This window comes from Bradyrhizobium sp. UFLA05-125, from assembly GCF_059803515.1.
In genome coordinates, this window is record NZ_JBANBJ010000123.1 from 1 (window position 1) to 15,471 (window position 15,471).

The 15,471-nt window shown below is 59.2% G+C and carries 17 protein-coding genes, 2 tRNA genes and 1 pseudogene; 8 read left to right on the top strand and 12 right to left on the bottom strand.

Annotated elements, in window-relative coordinates; translation table 11 throughout:
- Positions 1 to 258: 258 nt before the first annotated feature.
- Positions 259 to 912, bottom strand: a complete 654-nt coding sequence (gene chpT, locus SO156_RS44175) for a histidine phosphotransferase ChpT (RefSeq protein WP_458151486.1) — start codon at positions 910 to 912, stop codon at positions 259 to 261.
- A gap of 171 nt (positions 913 to 1,083) precedes the next feature.
- Here chpT and SO156_RS44180 point away from each other — a divergent pair, with 171 nt between their 5' ends.
- Positions 1,084 to 1,917: a 3'(2'),5'-bisphosphate nucleotidase CysQ family protein gene (locus SO156_RS44180; protein WP_498539213.1), complete on the top strand. Its 834-nt coding sequence runs from the start codon at positions 1,084 to 1,086 to the stop codon at positions 1,915 to 1,917.
- Here the strand turns inward: SO156_RS44180 and SO156_RS44185 are convergent.
- A complete protein-coding gene (locus SO156_RS44185; protein WP_498539214.1) occupies positions 1,907 to 2,392 on the bottom strand; it encodes a YHS domain-containing (seleno)protein in 486 nt (161 codons plus the stop codon). The two genes, SO156_RS44180 and SO156_RS44185, sit on opposite strands and share 11 nt — an antisense overlap.
- Before the next feature lie 138 nt (positions 2,393 to 2,530).
- On the opposite strand from SO156_RS44185, the gene SO156_RS44190 reads away from it, so the two are divergent.
- The 3 genes from SO156_RS44190 to SO156_RS44200 all read left to right on the top strand — a co-directional run bounded on the left by SO156_RS44190 (position 2,531) and on the right by SO156_RS44200 (position 4,973).
- The gene (locus tag SO156_RS44190; protein WP_498539215.1) at positions 2,531 to 3,136 is read left to right on the top strand and encodes a DUF1134 domain-containing protein; all 606 of its coding nucleotides are present in this window, start codon (positions 2,531 to 2,533) and stop codon (positions 3,134 to 3,136) included.
- A gap of 310 nt (positions 3,137 to 3,446) precedes the next feature.
- Positions 3,447 to 4,745, top strand: a complete 1,299-nt coding sequence (locus SO156_RS44195) for a hypothetical protein (protein WP_498539216.1) — start codon at positions 3,447 to 3,449, stop codon at positions 4,743 to 4,745.
- A 153-nt stretch (positions 4,746 to 4,898) separates the two neighbouring features.
- Positions 4,899 to 4,973, top strand: a tRNA-Val gene (locus SO156_RS44200).
- A 723-nt stretch (positions 4,974 to 5,696) separates the two neighbouring features.
- Here SO156_RS44200 and greA read toward each other — a convergent pair.
- The 6 genes and pseudogenes from greA to SO156_RS44230 form a co-directional block, all read right to left on the bottom strand.
- A complete protein-coding gene (gene greA, locus SO156_RS44205) occupies positions 5,697 to 6,206 on the bottom strand; it encodes a transcription elongation factor GreA (RefSeq protein ID WP_498539217.1) in 510 nt (169 codons plus the stop codon).
- Between the two features lie 502 nt (positions 6,207 to 6,708).
- Complete coding sequence (locus SO156_RS44210; protein WP_498539218.1) at positions 6,709 to 7,218, bottom strand: hypothetical protein; 510 nt, start codon at positions 7,216 to 7,218, stop codon at positions 6,709 to 6,711.
- Between the two features lie 88 nt (positions 7,219 to 7,306).
- Positions 7,307 to 7,804 (bottom strand): Hsp20/alpha crystallin family protein, encoded by a 498-nt coding sequence (locus SO156_RS44215; protein WP_498539219.1) that lies wholly within the window; start codon positions 7,802 to 7,804, stop codon positions 7,307 to 7,309.
- Positions 7,805 to 7,882: 78 nt separating this feature from the next.
- On the bottom strand, positions 7,883 to 8,332 hold the full coding sequence (locus tag SO156_RS44220) for an Hsp20 family protein (RefSeq protein ID WP_498539220.1): 450 nt from the start codon (positions 8,330 to 8,332) through the stop codon (positions 7,883 to 7,885).
- Positions 8,333 to 8,742: 410 nt separating this feature from the next.
- Positions 8,743 to 8,841 (bottom strand): annotated as a pseudogene (locus tag SO156_RS44225) (helix-turn-helix domain-containing protein); the annotation flags it as partial.
- Between the two features lie 47 nt (positions 8,842 to 8,888).
- Positions 8,889 to 9,131, bottom strand: a complete 243-nt coding sequence (locus SO156_RS44230) for a hypothetical protein (RefSeq protein ID WP_498539221.1) — start codon at positions 9,129 to 9,131, stop codon at positions 8,889 to 8,891.
- A 483-nt stretch (positions 9,132 to 9,614) separates the two neighbouring features.
- On the opposite strand from SO156_RS44230, the gene SO156_RS44235 reads away from it, so the two are divergent.
- Together SO156_RS44235 and SO156_RS44240 are read left to right on the top strand one after the other, a co-directional pair.
- A complete protein-coding gene (locus SO156_RS44235; protein ID WP_498539222.1) occupies positions 9,615 to 10,001 on the top strand; it encodes a response regulator in 387 nt (128 codons plus the stop codon).
- A gap of 184 nt (positions 10,002 to 10,185) precedes the next feature.
- Positions 10,186 to 10,722: a hypothetical protein gene (locus tag SO156_RS44240; protein WP_498539223.1), complete on the top strand. Its 537-nt coding sequence runs from the start codon at positions 10,186 to 10,188 to the stop codon at positions 10,720 to 10,722.
- A gap of 92 nt (positions 10,723 to 10,814) precedes the next feature.
- Here the strand turns inward: SO156_RS44240 and SO156_RS44245 are convergent, their stop codons facing one another.
- On the bottom strand, positions 10,815 to 11,141 hold the full coding sequence (locus SO156_RS44245) for a hypothetical protein (RefSeq protein ID WP_498539224.1): 327 nt from the start codon (positions 11,139 to 11,141) through the stop codon (positions 10,815 to 10,817).
- A 156-nt stretch (positions 11,142 to 11,297) separates the two neighbouring features.
- On the opposite strand from SO156_RS44245, the gene SO156_RS44250 reads away from it, so the two are divergent.
- A tRNA-Ser gene (locus SO156_RS44250) sits at positions 11,298 to 11,387 on the top strand.
- A gap of 379 nt (positions 11,388 to 11,766) precedes the next feature.
- Here the strand turns inward: SO156_RS44250 and SO156_RS44255 are convergent.
- Complete coding sequence (locus SO156_RS44255; RefSeq protein ID WP_498539225.1) at positions 11,767 to 13,074, bottom strand: type II toxin-antitoxin system HipA family toxin; 1,308 nt, start codon at positions 13,072 to 13,074, stop codon at positions 11,767 to 11,769.
- Positions 13,074 to 13,328: a helix-turn-helix domain-containing protein gene (locus SO156_RS44260; protein ID WP_498539226.1), complete on the bottom strand. Its 255-nt coding sequence runs from the start codon at positions 13,326 to 13,328 to the stop codon at positions 13,074 to 13,076. Before SO156_RS44260 ends, SO156_RS44255 begins: the two co-directional genes overlap by 1 nt.
- A gap of 260 nt (positions 13,329 to 13,588) precedes the next feature.
- Here SO156_RS44260 and SO156_RS44265 point away from each other — a divergent pair, with 260 nt between their 5' ends.
- A complete protein-coding gene (locus SO156_RS44265; RefSeq protein WP_498539227.1) occupies positions 13,589 to 13,792 on the top strand; it encodes a hypothetical protein in 204 nt (67 codons plus the stop codon).
- A gap of 470 nt (positions 13,793 to 14,262) precedes the next feature.
- Here the strand turns inward: SO156_RS44265 and SO156_RS44270 are convergent.
- Positions 14,263 to 15,471: thioesterase domain-containing protein (locus SO156_RS44270; protein ID WP_498539228.1), on the bottom strand; the 1,209-nt coding region annotated here is incomplete at its 5' end.

A 15,471-nucleotide genomic window follows, 5' to 3' on the forward strand; every position in this document is an offset into this window, starting at 1 on the left:
TCACCAGCTGATTGTCGACGGTGTCCAGGCTCTCGCTGGTCTCCGTCAAAAACTCCCGCAACAGATCATCCATGGAAACAGGCCTTCATAAGGGAGAGCGCACATGTGCGCCTTTCAGAATGGGGCCAGCTTCTCCGCAAAGCGTTTAATATTGGTTGAGTAAGTGCAAAAGAACGGAACCAACAAAGAGATAAGGCGCTTCGAAGGTTTCGAAGCGCCCCGTAAAGCTTTGATTAACGAGTGCCGTGCGGTTGCCGTTTACGAAGCCGTAACGGTTATCGCCTCGCCCTCCGGCGCGAGCTTCACGGTAAGCCCGCAGGCCTGCGCCAGCAGGCGCGTATAATAGGGCTGGATCGCATGCGCGTCCGCGGCGGGTCCGCGCTCGCCGCTCAAGAGCTCGGCGATGTTCTGCGGCAGGCGCGCATTGTGTCCGGTGGCGGTGACGCGAAAGCTCATGGTCTCGCCTTCGCCGATCGGATCGACCTTCAGCATGCCGCCGCGCGGGATCGTATGCTGCGCGATCACGAGCATGTTGAGCAGCAGCTTGACGCGGTTCTTCGGCAACAAGAGCCGCGGCAGATTCCAGGTGATGGTACACTTGCCGTCCTCGATGTGGCCGCGCGCCATGTTTTGCGCGTCACCGAGATCGATCTGCGCGCCGGACGATCCCGCCGCGCCGAAGGCGAGCCGGCAGAATTGCAGCCGCGCCGATGCCGTCTTGGCGCTCTTACGGATCAGGTCCAGCGCGAATTCACGATCCTCGGGCTTGGGATCGTCATCGAGGACCTCGAGGCCGTTGACGATGGCGCCGACAGGGCTGATGAGGTCGTGACAGACCCGCGAGCACAGAAGCGCCGCGAGTTCGAGCATATCGGGAGCAGTAGCGGTACCGGGTGACGAGATGCCAGACATCGATGGTTCCTGGAATTGCACGGCCAAAAGGCGGCGAATCACGCGTGCCCTGAAATTGGCCCGGGTTCTAACATCCGTACCCCCGTTGCAGCTAGCGCTTGCGATAGGCTCGAAGCGGCCATAAGGGACACGAATCAACTTGAGGCGAAAGAGGTTGCCGATGAATGAGGCATGCTGGTGAAGGGGCGCATTGATGGGGCGACCGCCCTTGGCCTGATGGAGCCGTTGACCGCGCTGGTGCTGAAGGCGGGCGAAGCGATCCTCGCCGTCAATCGGGCCGCAATGCGGATCGACGGCAAGCAGGACGGCTCGCCGGTCACCGAAGCGGACCTCGCCGCCGACCGCATCATCGGCGAGGGGCTTTTGCAGCTCGCGCCAGAAGTGCCGACGCTGTCGGAAGAGCGGGCCCAGCTGGCGACGCCGCCATTTCATGGCAGTTTCTTCCTGGTCGATCCGCTCGACGGCACCAAGGAGTTCGTCGCCGGCCGCGACGAGTTCACCGTCAATCTCGCCATCATCACCGATGGCGTGCCGCTGCTCGGCATCGTCAGCGCGCCCGCACTCGGCCTGCTCTGGCGCGGCGTCGTCGGGCACGGCGCGGAGCGCGTGACGTTTGATGGTGCTATCATCGGAGCTACCGAACCGATCCGCACCCGAAAGCTGCCGAAGCCGGGCCAGCCCTGGGTTGCCACGGTCAGCCGCTCGCATTGTGATGCACTGAGCGAAGCCTTCATTGCCGGCCGGCCCGGCGCGGTCAGGCAGACCGCAGGCTCGGCCGTCAAATTCGGCCGCGTCGCCGAAGGCAGCGCGGACATCTACCCCCGCCTCGGCCCGACCTCCGAATGGGACGTCGGGGCCGGCTGTGCCGTGGTCACTGCTGCGGGCGGCAAGGTCACCGACGGCAAGGGCGGCGAGATTCGGTTCGGCGAGAGGCGTGAAAGCTTCATCGTCCCGGAGTTTATCGCCTGGGGCGACCCGCAAGGCGCGTTCGGCCCTACTGGCTGAGCTGCTCCTGGAGCGCGGGCCAGCGCTTGCCGACTTCATAGAGGAAACGCTCCGGATCGGCGGCAAAGGCGTCGCGACTGTCCTCCCGGCTGAACAGATAGAGCCGCTGGGCGGAGATCACGAAAAAGCGGGGGTTGCCGGCAATGACGACGCCGCGGGCGATATCGGTGGGATCATAGCCGCCGAACTGCGGTCCATAGACCTCAGGATGGGCCAGGAACTCCGCCCGGTTGCCCTCGTTGCGGAACCGCCAGACTGCGCCCCACAGGCTTGCCTCGAACTCGGCCGTACCAAGGGCGGGCCCGCCATCAACAAAATAGGCAACGGGGTCGAACCCCTCGATGGCCACCCCGGAAAAGCGGTTGACCACGATCCGCTCGGTGGTGGCGGCCTCGACGGCCAGGCCGTAAAAGGCGAGCCAAAAGCCGGCCAATAGGGCGATCCAGGGGCCGATCAAGGCAATTCCGGGGCGCAAAGGGCTTTCTTCCTGCCGTGGTGCCGTCATAGTTGCTGCGGATAACATCCGAGTCGAGGGGACATTCGGCGCAACCTAGCCCTCGCCTGTTGGCGTCAGGTTAAGGGTGCGACCGGATTCGATACCAGGGGTTCTTTTATGACTTTCGCATCACACCTCGCCGCGGTCGCAGTCGCCGCGCTGGTGGGCTGGATCGTGCCGGCCTCCGCGCAGCAGGCCCCGCCGCCCAACCTGCCGCCGCCGCAGCGGACCCCTACGCCGAACACCTATGGGCCGGACGAGCTCGTCGGCGCCGGCCATCGTTTCTTCGGCAACGTCTCGCGCGGACTCGCCTCGATCATCGAGAAGGCGGTCAGCCAATGGGGCCTGCCGAACGGCTACATCCTCGGCGAGGAAGGTTCCGGCGCCTTCGTCGCGGGCCTGCGCTATGGCGAAGGCACGCTCTACACCAAGAACGCCGGGGACTTGCGGGTCTTCTGGCAGGGACCCTCGCTCGGCTTCGACTGGGGCGGCGACGGCGCGCGCACCATGACGCTGGTCTACAACTTGCCCGCCACCAACGCGATCTACCAGCGCTTCGCCGGCATCGACGGCTCCGCCTACATCATCGGCGGCTTCGGCATGACGGCGCTGACCGCCAACAACATCGTGCTGGTGCCGATCCGGTCCGGCATCGGCCTGCGACTCGGGGCTAATATCGGCTATCTGAAATATACGCCGCGCGCGACCTGGAACCCGTTCTAGCGAGCCTCAACTGGGGCCTTCGACAAAAATGTCGAAAACAACCCCATGCAAAGTAGCCGGTGATGACCGCCGGCGCGATGCCTTGCGCATCGTGCGGAACCGTCGGGCAAATCAGCTGCATCACTGTATCGTCGCGGCACGCGGGATGGATGGAGCCGTTGCGAGCCAGCGGGGGAGCCATCGCGTCCCGAGGCACACCTTCTTTTTCGGTTACAGATTCACGTTAACGACGGGCCGGGGCTGGCTTTTTGCCGGCGCGCCATGGCATGGTCTTTGGTAAATTTTTCCTTGTTTCTGGGAGTTCTGGCCCATGGTCGAACCGATCATGTACCTTGCGATCGGTTTCCTGCTTTCGATGCTGTGCGGGCTCGCGATCGTGCCGCTGGTGCATAACCGCGCGGTGCGCCTGACCACGCGCCGGCTCGAGGCGGCAACGCCGCTCTCGATGGCGGAGATCCAGGCCGACAAGGACCAGCTCCGCGCCGAATTCGCCATGTCCGCGCGACGCTTGGAAATGAGCGTCGATCAGCTCAAGAGCAAGACCACGAGTCAGCTTGCCGAGCTCGGCAAGAAGAGCGACGCCATCAACCGCATGAAGATCGAGCTCGGGGAGAAGAACGCCACGATCTTCGCGCTCGAGGCGCGCGAGAAGGCGGTGAAGGAGCAGCTCCGCGCCACCGAGGAGGAGTTCAGCGCCAAGACCGAAAGCTTGCGCACCGCCGAACAGGCGCTGACCGACAAGCAGGGCGAGCTCGCCAAGATCAATCATGAGCTCTCCGACCGTTCGATGATGGCGGAAAGCCGCCAGGTCGAGCTGGTCGCGGTGCGTACGCAGATCGAGCAACTGAAAAATCGTGTCGGCGACGCCGAGAAGGAGTTTGCCTCGACCCAGGCGCGGCTGACGCAGGAGCGCTCGGAGTCCGAGACCGCCTCGCGCGAGCTGCAGGACGCCCGCGGGCGCGTGGAGAATTTGAGCCAGCGCGTCACCGAGCTCGACCGCCAGCTCATCGTGCAGGTCAAGGAGGCCGAGATGCTGTCCGGCCGCGTCACCGATCTCGAAGGCCGGCTCGCGACGCAAGGCAAGCTGCTCGCCGAGCGCGAGTACGAGAACAACCAGCTCCGACAGGGCAAGGAGACGTCCGAGCGCACCATCAAGGATTTGCGCACCGAGATCGCGGGCCTCAGCGCCGGCAACAAGTCGCCGGCGCTGGAGGCGCTGCGCAACGAGAAGGCTGCGCTCGAGGAGCAGCTCAAGGCCGCGCGTGACGAGCGTGCAAAACTTCAGCGCGACATCAACGCGATCCAGCAGCAGGCCGAGAGCTCCTGGGCGACCGAGCGCATGGAGAATGCGCTGCTGCGCGAACGTATCAACGACATCGCCGCCGAGGTGGCCAAGCTTGCGATACAGCTCGAAGGCCCGAACTCGCCGATCGAGGCGCTGCTCGCGACCGAAGCAGGCCAGGCGCCCAAGCCCGCCCCTCACCCGGCCAATGGCGCCACGACGAACGGCGTGGCCGCGACCAGCCTGCCCGAAGGCGGCGGCACGCTCGCCGAGCGTATCCGCGCACTCCAGGCCCACGCCTCCCGCGCCCGCCAGCAGGGCGCATAGGCCACCAAAACGCGATTTCGCAGGGATTTGCGAGGTCTACGGATCATTTTCCGGCTTGGTGCCGCCTCAAAACTTGACACCGTTGGCCCGCACTTCTAAATCGCGGGCTCTGACGTGCCGGTCGGCCAACCGCCTGACCGGCACAATGGTCCCGGGCGCATAGCTCAGCGGGAGAGCGTTCCCTTCACACGGGAGAGGTCCAAGGTTCGATCCCTTGTGCGCCCACCAGAAACGGAATAAAATCAATAACTTGCCTCACAGTCTCCCATCGCCTGTGCCCCGAAAATTACGGGGCACAGCCGGGGCACAGACGTCCGCTGACGACTGATTTGATCGCCGCTGTCTGCCATCGGCCCCGCGCGAACGAATGCGACCGGTGCAGTTGCTATTGAACCCGGTCGACTCGAAATCGCTTCTTCGCCATAGGCTGCGGCCGCGCCAGCGACCGAGGGCCTCGCCGACCACCGAAAGGGCTCCCTCTTCGTCTCGGAGCCGGCGGACGCGCGCTGGGTACCGCCCTTTCTATACCGACGCCGAAGGTTGCCAGGCAGGCAACAAACCCGCCACACAACTTCAACACATCTGCCGAGAAGAGGAGGTCCCCGCCTCCCAGACCCAAGAGGTTGAACGACCGAGCGGCGGTACCCTACGCCGTTGAGATCAGTCGCTTGGCCTGATCAGCCGCGGCGCGTCTCGCTGCGATCGCCATCCAGTCGTGCAACGGTCCCCTGTCCTCCTTCGAAAATGAAGCTCGCCGCTTAAGGTCTTCAAGCGTCTCACCGGGATGGCATCGCTCGAAATCTTCACAGATCAACGATTCGAGGTAAGTCCGTTCTTCCTCGATTGTTTGGCGCTGATTATAGTGAGCGCTAGTCGGCATGGTGGCGCTTCCTAATTTGCCTACAGCGAGCCGCATAAGCACCGTCAGATGGAGCTTTGCCCTCACACCAGCTATCGTTTCTTTCGCTTGCCCTCGAGCCACTCCACTTGCCGGACAGTGTAAGCCTTGGCGCCACCCGGGGCTTCAACGAGCACCGTTGTGCCTTTGGTCTTGCCGATCAGAGCCCTAGCGATCGGTGAAGTCACCGAAATCCGGCCCTCCTTCGCTTCGGCCTCGGGCTCACCGACGATCTGCCAGATCCGCTTCTCACCGGTGTCGTCATCAATCAGCGTCACTGTGGCACCAAACTTTTTCGTATCGCCGGAAAGCTTCGATACGTCGACGATTTCGGCGCGCGCGAGCTTGTCTTCCAAGTCGGCTATTCGAGCCTCATTAAGTTTTTGCTCCGCGAGCGCAGCCTGGTATTCCGAGTTTTCAATCAGGTTGGCATCGTCGGAAATCGACTGCTGGATTCTCTGAACAAGGCAAGGTCTCGCGACTCGAATGCGGTGCCTCAACTCCTCTTCGAGGGCAACATGACTGCAGCGGTTACAGGAAATCTTGTCATTGGACTTTTGCACCGACTAGTTCGAGAGACAGCTGAATGCGGGATCGACCAACGCTCTCCCAAATGCGCCAACCATCGCCGCCGCTTCATGGTCTCCGCGATCTTCGAGGACGCGACTGAGCATTTGTACTCTTTCTCGAAAGGCGGCCAACAGAGATGGATCGCGTTCGCACAAGACGCCGGCCACACAAAGCGCAAGCGCTTCCGTACCCATCTTGACCTGAGCTAACGAGCCTGCAGTCATACCCAACTCCTCCTGGCGTGGTTTCTAGTTTCCTCGAACTGCCTTAGAGCTCTAACGCTGAAGGGAACGTAGAGGCTAACAGCAATTCAAAAGTTCACCGCTGTTCAAGCAGCCGTTTCTCAATGATTGCTCGCTCAGCATCGGACAGATCGGCTTGAAGCAGCCTGCAATCACGTCAAATGTCGTTTCGCACTGATCTGATCTCGCTGAGGCTTTCATCGATCGCAGACATCTCCGTTCAACTCGGTTCGAGTTGGCCCTTGACGACTAGTCAAGCCTGCAACTCTTCAGCTAGCCGTCGCTGTATGAAGTTGCGTTCAATATCGGTCAGCTGTGTGTTGAGAAGCTTGCGATATCGCCTCACATTCGCCTCGCGCGTCCACCGCGGATGACCGTGCGGGTGTGAAGGTTGAGTCGATCGATACGGTATCGTGGCCGCCCGCCTTCCGATGGAAGGCTGCGGCTTGTCGAAACAGCCGCAATCGAGCCTATTGAAACGAGCGACCCGCATGGCCATCCGAGGCGACGGATCATTCTCGTCGTCCAATTCCTTCAGTGCCGCGAGGATATCGTCCAAACGTAGTCTGTGTGGGATACCGGGGATTTCACGAAGCGCTGGGTGGGATTCGACGACGTACATATCCGACGCCCAGGACGAGAGGATCACTCGCTTCTCGTCTGTCGAAAGTTCGGCATCGTTCAATACGCTGTCCGGGGAATCGTAGTGGAATACGGGACGGAAGGAATCAGCACATTTGGCAATACGATCAGCCTCGCTCATTTCTTGTCTCCATTTGCTCCTTTCGTCGAGGGACGAGTTGCTATGGGTTTGGGGCGAAGGCGGCGGCGAGACGCCGCCGCCTTCGGCGTCAGTTAGTGTTGATAGCTATGCGTTTGACGTTGCGATTTAACTGCTCCGATTTCGGGATCGTCACAGTTAGGACCCCATTCTTGAAATCTGCTTGGGCCTTGTCTTCTTCAACCTCCTCCAGCGGTATCTGACGTTGGAACGATCCGTAATACCGCTCGCTGACGAATTTCGATTCGTCGCTTCGCTCGGCCTTCTTCTCGCCGCGGATTGAAAGAACGCCGTTGGCGATTTCAACCTGAACGTCCTTGTCGCTGAGACCCGGCAGTTCAGCGGAAACAGTCACAAACTTATCGGTTTCGCTGAGTTCGAGCCTGGGCCAGCCGAACTGGCCTTCCATCAGCGGATTGGCCAATCGTCCGAACGAACCGACTCCGCGAAAGACGTCGTCGAACAGCCGGTTCATCTCGCGATGAAGCGTGAAAAACGGATCGAAAGCCTCCTGCCCGGTCGAGAGCTGCTGGCCTTTCGTCCGTGGAATAAGGTCACGAACACCCATGGTATCCTCCTTGACATGAAGCCTATTGATGCGTGGACGGATGCTGCCCGCGCGTGACACGATCAGGCAAGACGCGGCTCAGGCCGCCTTCTGCATGATTTGCCTGGCTGAAGCGCCACCGTCGATTGCGATGCGCCGGGGCTTCAGGGCTTCGGGGATTTGGCGGACGAACTCGACCCGCAGCAGACCGTTGTCGAACGTCGCGGTCTTCACCTGCACGTAATCGGCAAGGTTGAACTGCCGCTTGAACGGTCGCGCCGAGATACCCTGGTAGAGGTATTCGTGCTGGTCCTTATCGCTCTTGCGGCCTTCCACCGTGAGCACGTTCTGCTCGGCGGTCACGGCGATCTCATCCGGGCTGAAACCAGCCAGCGCCAAGGAGATCTGGTAGCGATCTTCGCCCAGCCGCTCGATGTTGTAGGGCGGGTAGTTATCCTCGGTTCTGTGCTGGGTTTCGTCGAGGAGATCGAAAAGGCGATCGAAGCCGATGGTCGAACGCCACAGGGGAGCAAAATCGTAAGTCCTCATAGCCAAGTCCTCCTAAGAGCAAGATGGTACGAAGGAGCGCAAGACGTCGGTTCAGGACCCTGTCTGGCGCCCTGTTCAGTCCGCCGGTCCCAAAAGCTGGCGCCCGGCACCGCCCGCAAGCGGCAAAAAACGAATTAGAAAAACCGGGGTCCATTTCAAGAGCTACGCAAAAATTTTTTTGCGGAATCTGCACGGTCAATTTTAGGTTTCGGCTCAAGAAGCAAGGCCCCTGCAGCCGTGCTTTGGCCTCGCTGACGTCGACCTGCAACATTGTCCCCCTAAGCCGGGGGATCGGCATCCAAAATTGACTACCTATAGGTTGAGCGCTACTTTTTGACACGCAGGACGGCGCCTCCGAAGTTGAACGCCAGTTTCGGTGAATTCGATCCCGGTGTTGCTAAGCTCATTCATCACGACAAACCACGTTTGCCGCCTTCAAGATCGGCTAGCGTGTTGCGGTGCATTTTGCAGCCTTGCGCTAGATAAGCTTGTGACCACCCAAGCAATGCACGGGCCGCTTTTCGGCTTGACTATCGTCGAACAATCCCGTTCTAGCTCACTCGCGGCGATCCTTCTCGACTTTGTTCGCAGTCGCGAGTTTGTCACGGACATAGTCCGTCAAGCCACCGACCTCTTTCTCCATAGCCTTTTGGGAAATGCCTTGCCCCTTCGCCCCTGCGATAAGACGAACGACTAATTCGCTCACGTCCTGCGAAGAGCCGGGAGTCCCGTACTGCTCAGCGGCGTGAATGCTGTTCTCGACCCAAAAATCAATGTACTCGCGCGCCTTCGTTTGCATCTGCCGTCCCCTGCTAAAGCAGAGTTAGCCGCACAACAGCTGCCCGGCAAATGGATTCCTAGTTCCTTAGTGAGCAGCGGGTCATTGCGCGCCACGATTTTAGGATTGGTCCGAGAAATCAGTGTGAAGCAATTCACGTCGGCTCAAAAAGGCCGTCCCGATCCCTGCCGTGACCAAGAATCAACGCGGCTGGTTCGTAGAAGCGTAGGCGCAAGCGGTGCCGCGAATGGTACGCCGCCGTCATTGAAGCTTGGCTTTCCGATTGGCCATCGTCGCTAATTTGTTCTCAGTAGATTCACTAACAACATCAGCGCTGTTCGCGGAAGGTTTTGCCCGTTTTTGGAAATACTTTCCTAGGTCGGACCAAACCGCGAACGTGCCAATTCTTTCCGCAATAGGCGCGGAAGTTGAAACATTATGCCGGAACGTTTGCAGTGAAGGGCATTTGTCCTACTTGGCGGAACGATTGAGATAGGTGGTAACATGGCCCACCAAGCATCTATATGCGGCTGCCGCGTTCTCATCGTCGAGGATGAGTATTTTGTCGGGGATGACATTGCAGGTTCGCTTCGGTCGCTCGGCGCTCATGTAATCGGACCAATTCCCAGACTCGCAGAAGCACTGTCCGTCCATCAAGACAGCTTTGATGTTGCCGTGCTCGACATAAATTTGCGCGGCGAATCTAGCTATCCGTTTGCGGACGAACTTAAGCGCATCGGCAAACCCTTTATTTTCATGACTGGCTATGGTGCCGGCTTGGTCCCTGATCGCTTTCGAGATGTGCAGCGATGGGAAAAGCCCTGTGAGCTTGAATACGTTGTGGTCGATGTCGCCCGGATGTGTAATCAGCCTCCGACAGTCCCGGCTTAGCGGCCAGAGATCCCCACGAGGTAAGGCCTGACCGGCTATTCACGACTGACGGGCGACGCATCAAGACGCGCATCGAGCCCGACACAATCTCACTCATGGGAAAGTTACACCCTAATAGTCTCAGCTGAAGAAAACGGCAGTTGAAGCGACGAACGTGGCCAGAGCGGGAGAGCGCCCTTTGTTGATGAGCGCAAGAGGCCTGCCGGGACGCAGCACGTTCGTCCGCAACCGGATAAGCAGATTCCCCGCGCAGGCTGATATCAATCACCACGCCATCGAAACCGTCTTGCCTGGTGGCCATCGCAGCGTTGAGTTCGGCGAGTGGTCCGATCACGCGAGCGCCGAGCGACCGAAGCGCTTTGGCGAGGTCATCGCCCAGAAAATACTCGTTCTCGATGATCAGAACGCGGAAATCATTCAGGGTTGGCTCGCTTTGATGGGTCTTCTGTTCCACCTCTCGCGCGTATTTACCTATTTTCTCGGACAAGCGCGACAGTCCTGTCGAAGAGGCATCATGATCTATCCTCGTTCCCCAATTATCTATCGAACGAATGCTGCGGAACTTGCAGATGCAATTGAAGTCGCCCGCCTGCGCATCGCGGAGTCCGTAAAAATACTTCAGTCCAGCCAGCCACCTGATACTTTCCTCGGCCGCCGGTTGCACGATTCAACCCAACGGCCCGACCATCATGTGTCAGACAAAGAACATCTCCGGCAGTGACCGATGCGGGCGCCGGTGGCCGAGAGACCGGTCGTGCTCCCGCCTACCAGGGAGCACGGAAATGTCCAGCCATTCAGCAGAAAAACTCAGAACTATTCGATCGTACTCAGCGCGCGATTGATCTCAGTGTTCAAATCGAGTTTGCGCCGGCGTGCCGACGGCTTTCTGGTCGCCGCTGCCGTCTTTGGCTGCTTGCTTTGAATTGGCATCAGCATTTCCTTCTGGTCTCTTATCGCCTTGCTGGCTTCTTCGGTGATTTTGCGGGAGCCGCTTCCTGGCCAACGCCGCGGCGCAGTACGGCGGCGAGAACGTCGTCGAACAGATGGAAGCGCCATGATCGGCTCGTCAGTCCGCTTGCTGTTGATGAGGTCGATGAGGGCCACTCCCATCGGTGCAGCCGTGGCCGTAATCGACAACATGCTCGACTCGATCGGCGGCGCGTGTCCGTAATGTCCACACGACCAAGGCGTCATCGACGAGGCCCTGGATTTTCGTCCCGCCCGCCTTGTCTGACCCGTCATCCTCGCCTAGAACACGCCCCGACCGCACGGGGCTACCCCGATTTGGCGCCTTCAGGAGAGGTGGCAGAGTGGTTGAATGCACCGCACTCGAAATGCGGCATAGGTGCAAGCCTATCGGGGGTTCGAATCCCTCCCTCTCCGCCAGCGATTTCCGAATAGCGCGCCGAACGAAGTAAGAGATGGCGCCAAGGCAACCCCGACGACGACATTCGTCTCACCCTAGCCCGATCGAGCATAAAGACGGCGGATGATAGCCCGTCTATGCTGATTATCATCGTAACCGCAGCATTAACACCCACGAGTGAGGCGTGCTTGGGAACCGGAGGCCAGCGCTGGTCCGTTACCACCGGGCCAAGTGACCCTCTATCGCAGCGGATGGCAAGGCCTGTGCGTCATCGATCGTGCCAACCGGGACCGCATCGAGGAAATGATACCGCGGTTCTTTTGTGCCAGTTTTGTGCCGTGGAAAGATTGGTAAGCCGTAAACGGCTTGGAAAGATGGGGCATCGGCTGCGATGAAGTGTCAGGCATCGCTTAGTAGGCCGATGCGGTGAAGTGCGGCTGCCCTTATCGAATTTGTCAATTCTTCGTGGAAGCCTTTGGGAAGCGCCATCTGCACTTTCACAAAGGTTCGTTCGAAGTTTTCGACGAGGTCCTTGAAGATCGCATGGACCACAGCAGCGCCGACGCCCGCGATTTCGGCTGTCTGTATGAAATGACGTGGCAGGATATCATTCACTGCATAGTGACGACTCTTGCCAACCGACATCGCGAGTTTGAATGCTTTGCGTTGAATTTGCCCGGCATCAAGGCTCGGTTGCGCACTCAGGACATCATAGAGCGGCGTGAGGCGAAAGCGTCCGCCCGGACTTAGGAAGAGGCTAAAGTTTTTGGCATGACCGTCCGTAGCGCCGATGAGCCAGAACACAATGCTCGCCCGCAGAAATGTGGCGAGATCTTCGGTCGGCGCATCGCTGCCTTTGAGGAGTTGCAGGATGTCTTTCATCCCGGGTCCGCCATCCGATTGATATTTCCGGGTGGGGGGTACCGACAGAGCCTGACAGCAATCTTCCTGCGGAAGGCGAAGTAACCGTTTGTCCTTTGTCCAGCGGCGATCGAAGCGCTCGACGATCAACGTGCGACGCTCACCGAAATCGGCGATCTCGACATTAGCCGCCGGTATGCCGAGCGCCGCCAGCAGCTTGAGACAGAGATATTCGTTTTCGACGCTATTCGAGAGATCGATGCCATTCGGTAGACGGCCGGTCTGCGGCTTCAGGATATGCGTCGTCGCCGTAGTGCGGGTCGGTTTGCACCACTTGCCATCACGGCGCAGTAGAGCCGTCTTCTCTTGGGCGCCGGCGATGGAGATTCGAAAATCTTCGTCTTCGTCCACGCCGAGCGGAGCGGCGGCGAGGTTCTGAATGATAGCCGTGATGTCACGCGCGCTGACGGGCTTACCTTCGATCTTCCCTGCGGGCCCGGGATCGACATTCTGAGGAAGAAACTGGAGTGCGCCGACGCAATCATGCCCGAGTGCGGCGAGCACGCTGTAGGCATCGGTTCCGTTGGCCCCGACCCGTTCCGCGACGCGTCGGCGTATTGGTTCACTGTCCGGCAACAGGTTGTCGAACACGGCGATGACCGGCGCGCCGATATAACGGTCCTCGCGCAACGGCAACGACAAGGAGATCGGAAAAGTCGACTCCCAGGAGAGCCATTGCGGATCATAGCGAAAGTCTATTGCGCCGCTGGACTCGCGCCGGAGAACGCCGGCCAGGCGCGCGTTGACGAATACGTTCAGCGGCGCATTTGCTGGTGGGCGCCCCATCAGAAAATGCCTTCGATATCGGTTGGGCTGGCCTTAGAGCGGGTACGGACGACCAGTTCAAGATTGAGCGCGGCCAACGCTTCCATGAGGGTACGGAGCTGAATGGCAGGCGCGCCCGCTTCGAGCCGAGACACAGTTCCTTGACGCAGGTGGATCTGCTTACCAAGGCCTGATTGGGTGAGGCCTGCCTGTTTGCGTGCCCGACGCAAAATGGCACCGAGTTGCTTTTCCGTGCGGGCAATGTGCTGCGTCATGTTGACCTCCGCACGCAGTATACGCAAGTGCGTATAAACTGTCAATATACGCAAATCCGTATATCCAAGCGTCATACGCGATCGCGTATAAAGAAAAAATATACGCAAATGCGGATTTTTCGGCGGTCAGCAATCCCGCGAACAACACCGAGGACACCAAATTCGGACTACAAACAGCGGAATTTCTGGCTGCCACAGGCATAGGGATGCCTTCAGGATGCAGTTTGCCGAACAACATAAGAGACTAGCCGCGCAGATCCGTGGCGATTGCATCGATCGCCTTTTTGAGGCGACATTATAGTGCCCTGCAGGAACATCGTGATCTAGCGCTGGAGGTTGGCGACCAGGGGCGATTTGCAAATGGAAAGAACGTGTTGTTGCAACATGCCCGCTTTCTGCTGGATGCCGAAGAGGCCAAAGCGATTGTCGCGAGCATGACCGAACAAGTGCGCGCCTCGTGGTAGATGCTGTTCGCGGTCAAGGAATTAGCGAGAAGGACGCAGAAACGATCAAGGGCGCCTTCGTATATCCGGGGTTTCTGACGGAATAGAGTGAGGCACGATTGCTATTCGATTGCGTCCCTGCGCCGAGATGCTGGGTCATCCTCTGTCCTTTTTTGAAATCTTGGTTGCGGGGACACGCAACACCCGATTCTTGCGATTGGTCGAGAGAGCTATTCCTCGATTGGCGGCGTAGCGTTCGCCCGCAACACGCGGCTGCTCGCCATGATCGCGGACGAACTGACGGCGGCCCGGGCTACGGCCGAGAAGACCGATCAACCCGCACGCCGCTTCAAGGACTTTCAGTGGAGCTTCAAATGAACGCCTTCTGGGCGCCCGAAAACCTCGAGCCTTCATCGTTCTTCGCTCCTTCCGGCCGGGGAAATCGCGAAAAACTCTAACCAAAAATGGTCCAGTTCGCCGGCGGCCTCAGATCACGTCGGTGAGCTATTTAAGGCTCTTGATAACGAGCGTGCCAGGACTTTGCGGTTTTCTGGAGTGTTCATCATCGTCGCGTGATTGCCTGGAATCGGTGTGGTATCAATGGCTGCTACACTCAAAACCCTGTCCCAGCCTCGCATCGGCGAGCTCATCTTTGGAGCTATTGAGCTCTTGTCTAGTCGTGCGCAACAACTTACGGAAGAATCCGTCGCGTAAAACTGATGTACGTCAATTGGCAGCGACGGAGCCCGATATAGCTGCAGCGCCCTTTGAAACTGCTCAATTCTCTCGTACATCAAAGCATCATTGTGATCCGGAGGTATAGCTCCTATTTGATGAGCCTTCTCAAGTAATTGAGCGATTGAACTGTGTCGTGCAAAGCGCTTTAATAGTTTAAAGTGCTCGTCCTCAAGGGGTTCAAGAGTTTCCAGCACCACTTCGCATACCATCTGGGTGGGCGTCATGCCGGCTGGCTTTGCGGGTAGGGCAACATCAATGAACGCCATAAATGAGACAGTTTCATTGAGGCTCAGTAACTGCTCGGCTATGGCGTAAGCCAATATTCCGCCTGATGAGTATCCAGCAAATCGATATGGACCCCGGGACCGTATCTCCCTGATCGCCGGAATGACTTGCGAGGCTATCGCTTCAAGAGTTGGTGAACAAACTTCACTGAAAGAAGGCCACGGTAGACCATAGATTGGACAGTCCGCGTCCATTTCCTCCACCAGGTTGAGGATATAGGAACGATCTCCTAAGCCTGTGGGAACAAAGAACAGCGGCGGCTGCGATCCGGTTGCGCGAACACAAATCACTCCCGGACTACTGGGCTGTGGCTCCAAATGAACCTTCAATGCAAGTTCCTTCAGAACAGGAGCTTGGAAGAGATCGGCGGCGGTAAACTTGAACCCGGCATCGAGCGCTCGACTGAGAAGCCGCACCGCTAGCAGTGAGTGCCCGCCCAGTTCGAAGAAGTCGTCGTGGCGTCCGACCCGCTCAACACCCAGAAGCTCGGCCCAGATCTGTGCCAGCGTGATCTCGATCTCGCCTTGCGGCGCCTCATAGGCGGAGCGCGCATACGCCTCATCGTCCGGCGCAGCCAGCGCCTTGCGGTCCAGCTTGCCATTCACCGTCAGCGGCAGCGCCGCCAGCCGCACGAACGCCGATGGCACCATGTACTCCGGCAGGTGTGCACTTATGTG

Excerpts from the sequence above, each read along its gene's own strand:
- chpT (WP_458151486.1), bottom strand. The coding sequence starts at position 912 with ATGTCTGGCATCTCGTCACCCGGTACCGCTACTGCTCCCGATATGCTC.
- SO156_RS44180 (WP_498539213.1), top strand. The coding sequence starts at position 1,084 with ATGCTGGTGAAGGGGCGCATTGATGGGGCGACCGCCCTTGGCCTGATG.
- SO156_RS44190 (WP_498539215.1), top strand. The coding sequence starts at position 2,531 with ATGACTTTCGCATCACACCTCGCCGCGGTCGCAGTCGCCGCGCTGGTG.
- SO156_RS44195 (WP_498539216.1), top strand. The coding sequence starts at position 3,447 with ATGGTCGAACCGATCATGTACCTTGCGATCGGTTTCCTGCTTTCGATG.
- SO156_RS44210 (WP_498539218.1), bottom strand. The coding sequence starts at position 7,218 with ATGAGCGAGGCTGATCGTATTGCCAAATGTGCTGATTCCTTCCGTCCC.
- SO156_RS44215 (WP_498539219.1), bottom strand. The coding sequence starts at position 7,804 with ATGGGTGTTCGTGACCTTATTCCACGGACGAAAGGCCAGCAGCTCTCG.
- SO156_RS44220 (WP_498539220.1), bottom strand. The coding sequence starts at position 8,332 with ATGAGGACTTACGATTTTGCTCCCCTGTGGCGTTCGACCATCGGCTTC.
- SO156_RS44230 (WP_498539221.1), bottom strand. The coding sequence starts at position 9,131 with ATGCAAACGAAGGCGCGCGAGTACATTGATTTTTGGGTCGAGAACAGC.
- SO156_RS44235 (WP_498539222.1), top strand. The coding sequence starts at position 9,615 with ATGGCCCACCAAGCATCTATATGCGGCTGCCGCGTTCTCATCGTCGAG.
- SO156_RS44240 (WP_498539223.1), top strand. The coding sequence starts at position 10,186 with ATGAGCGCAAGAGGCCTGCCGGGACGCAGCACGTTCGTCCGCAACCGG.
- SO156_RS44245 (WP_498539224.1), bottom strand. The coding sequence starts at position 11,141 with ATGTTGTCGATTACGGCCACGGCTGCACCGATGGGAGTGGCCCTCATC.
- SO156_RS44255 (WP_498539225.1), bottom strand. The coding sequence starts at position 13,074 with ATGGGGCGCCCACCAGCAAATGCGCCGCTGAACGTATTCGTCAACGCG.
- SO156_RS44260 (WP_498539226.1), bottom strand. The coding sequence starts at position 13,328 with ATGACGCAGCACATTGCCCGCACGGAAAAGCAACTCGGTGCCATTTTG.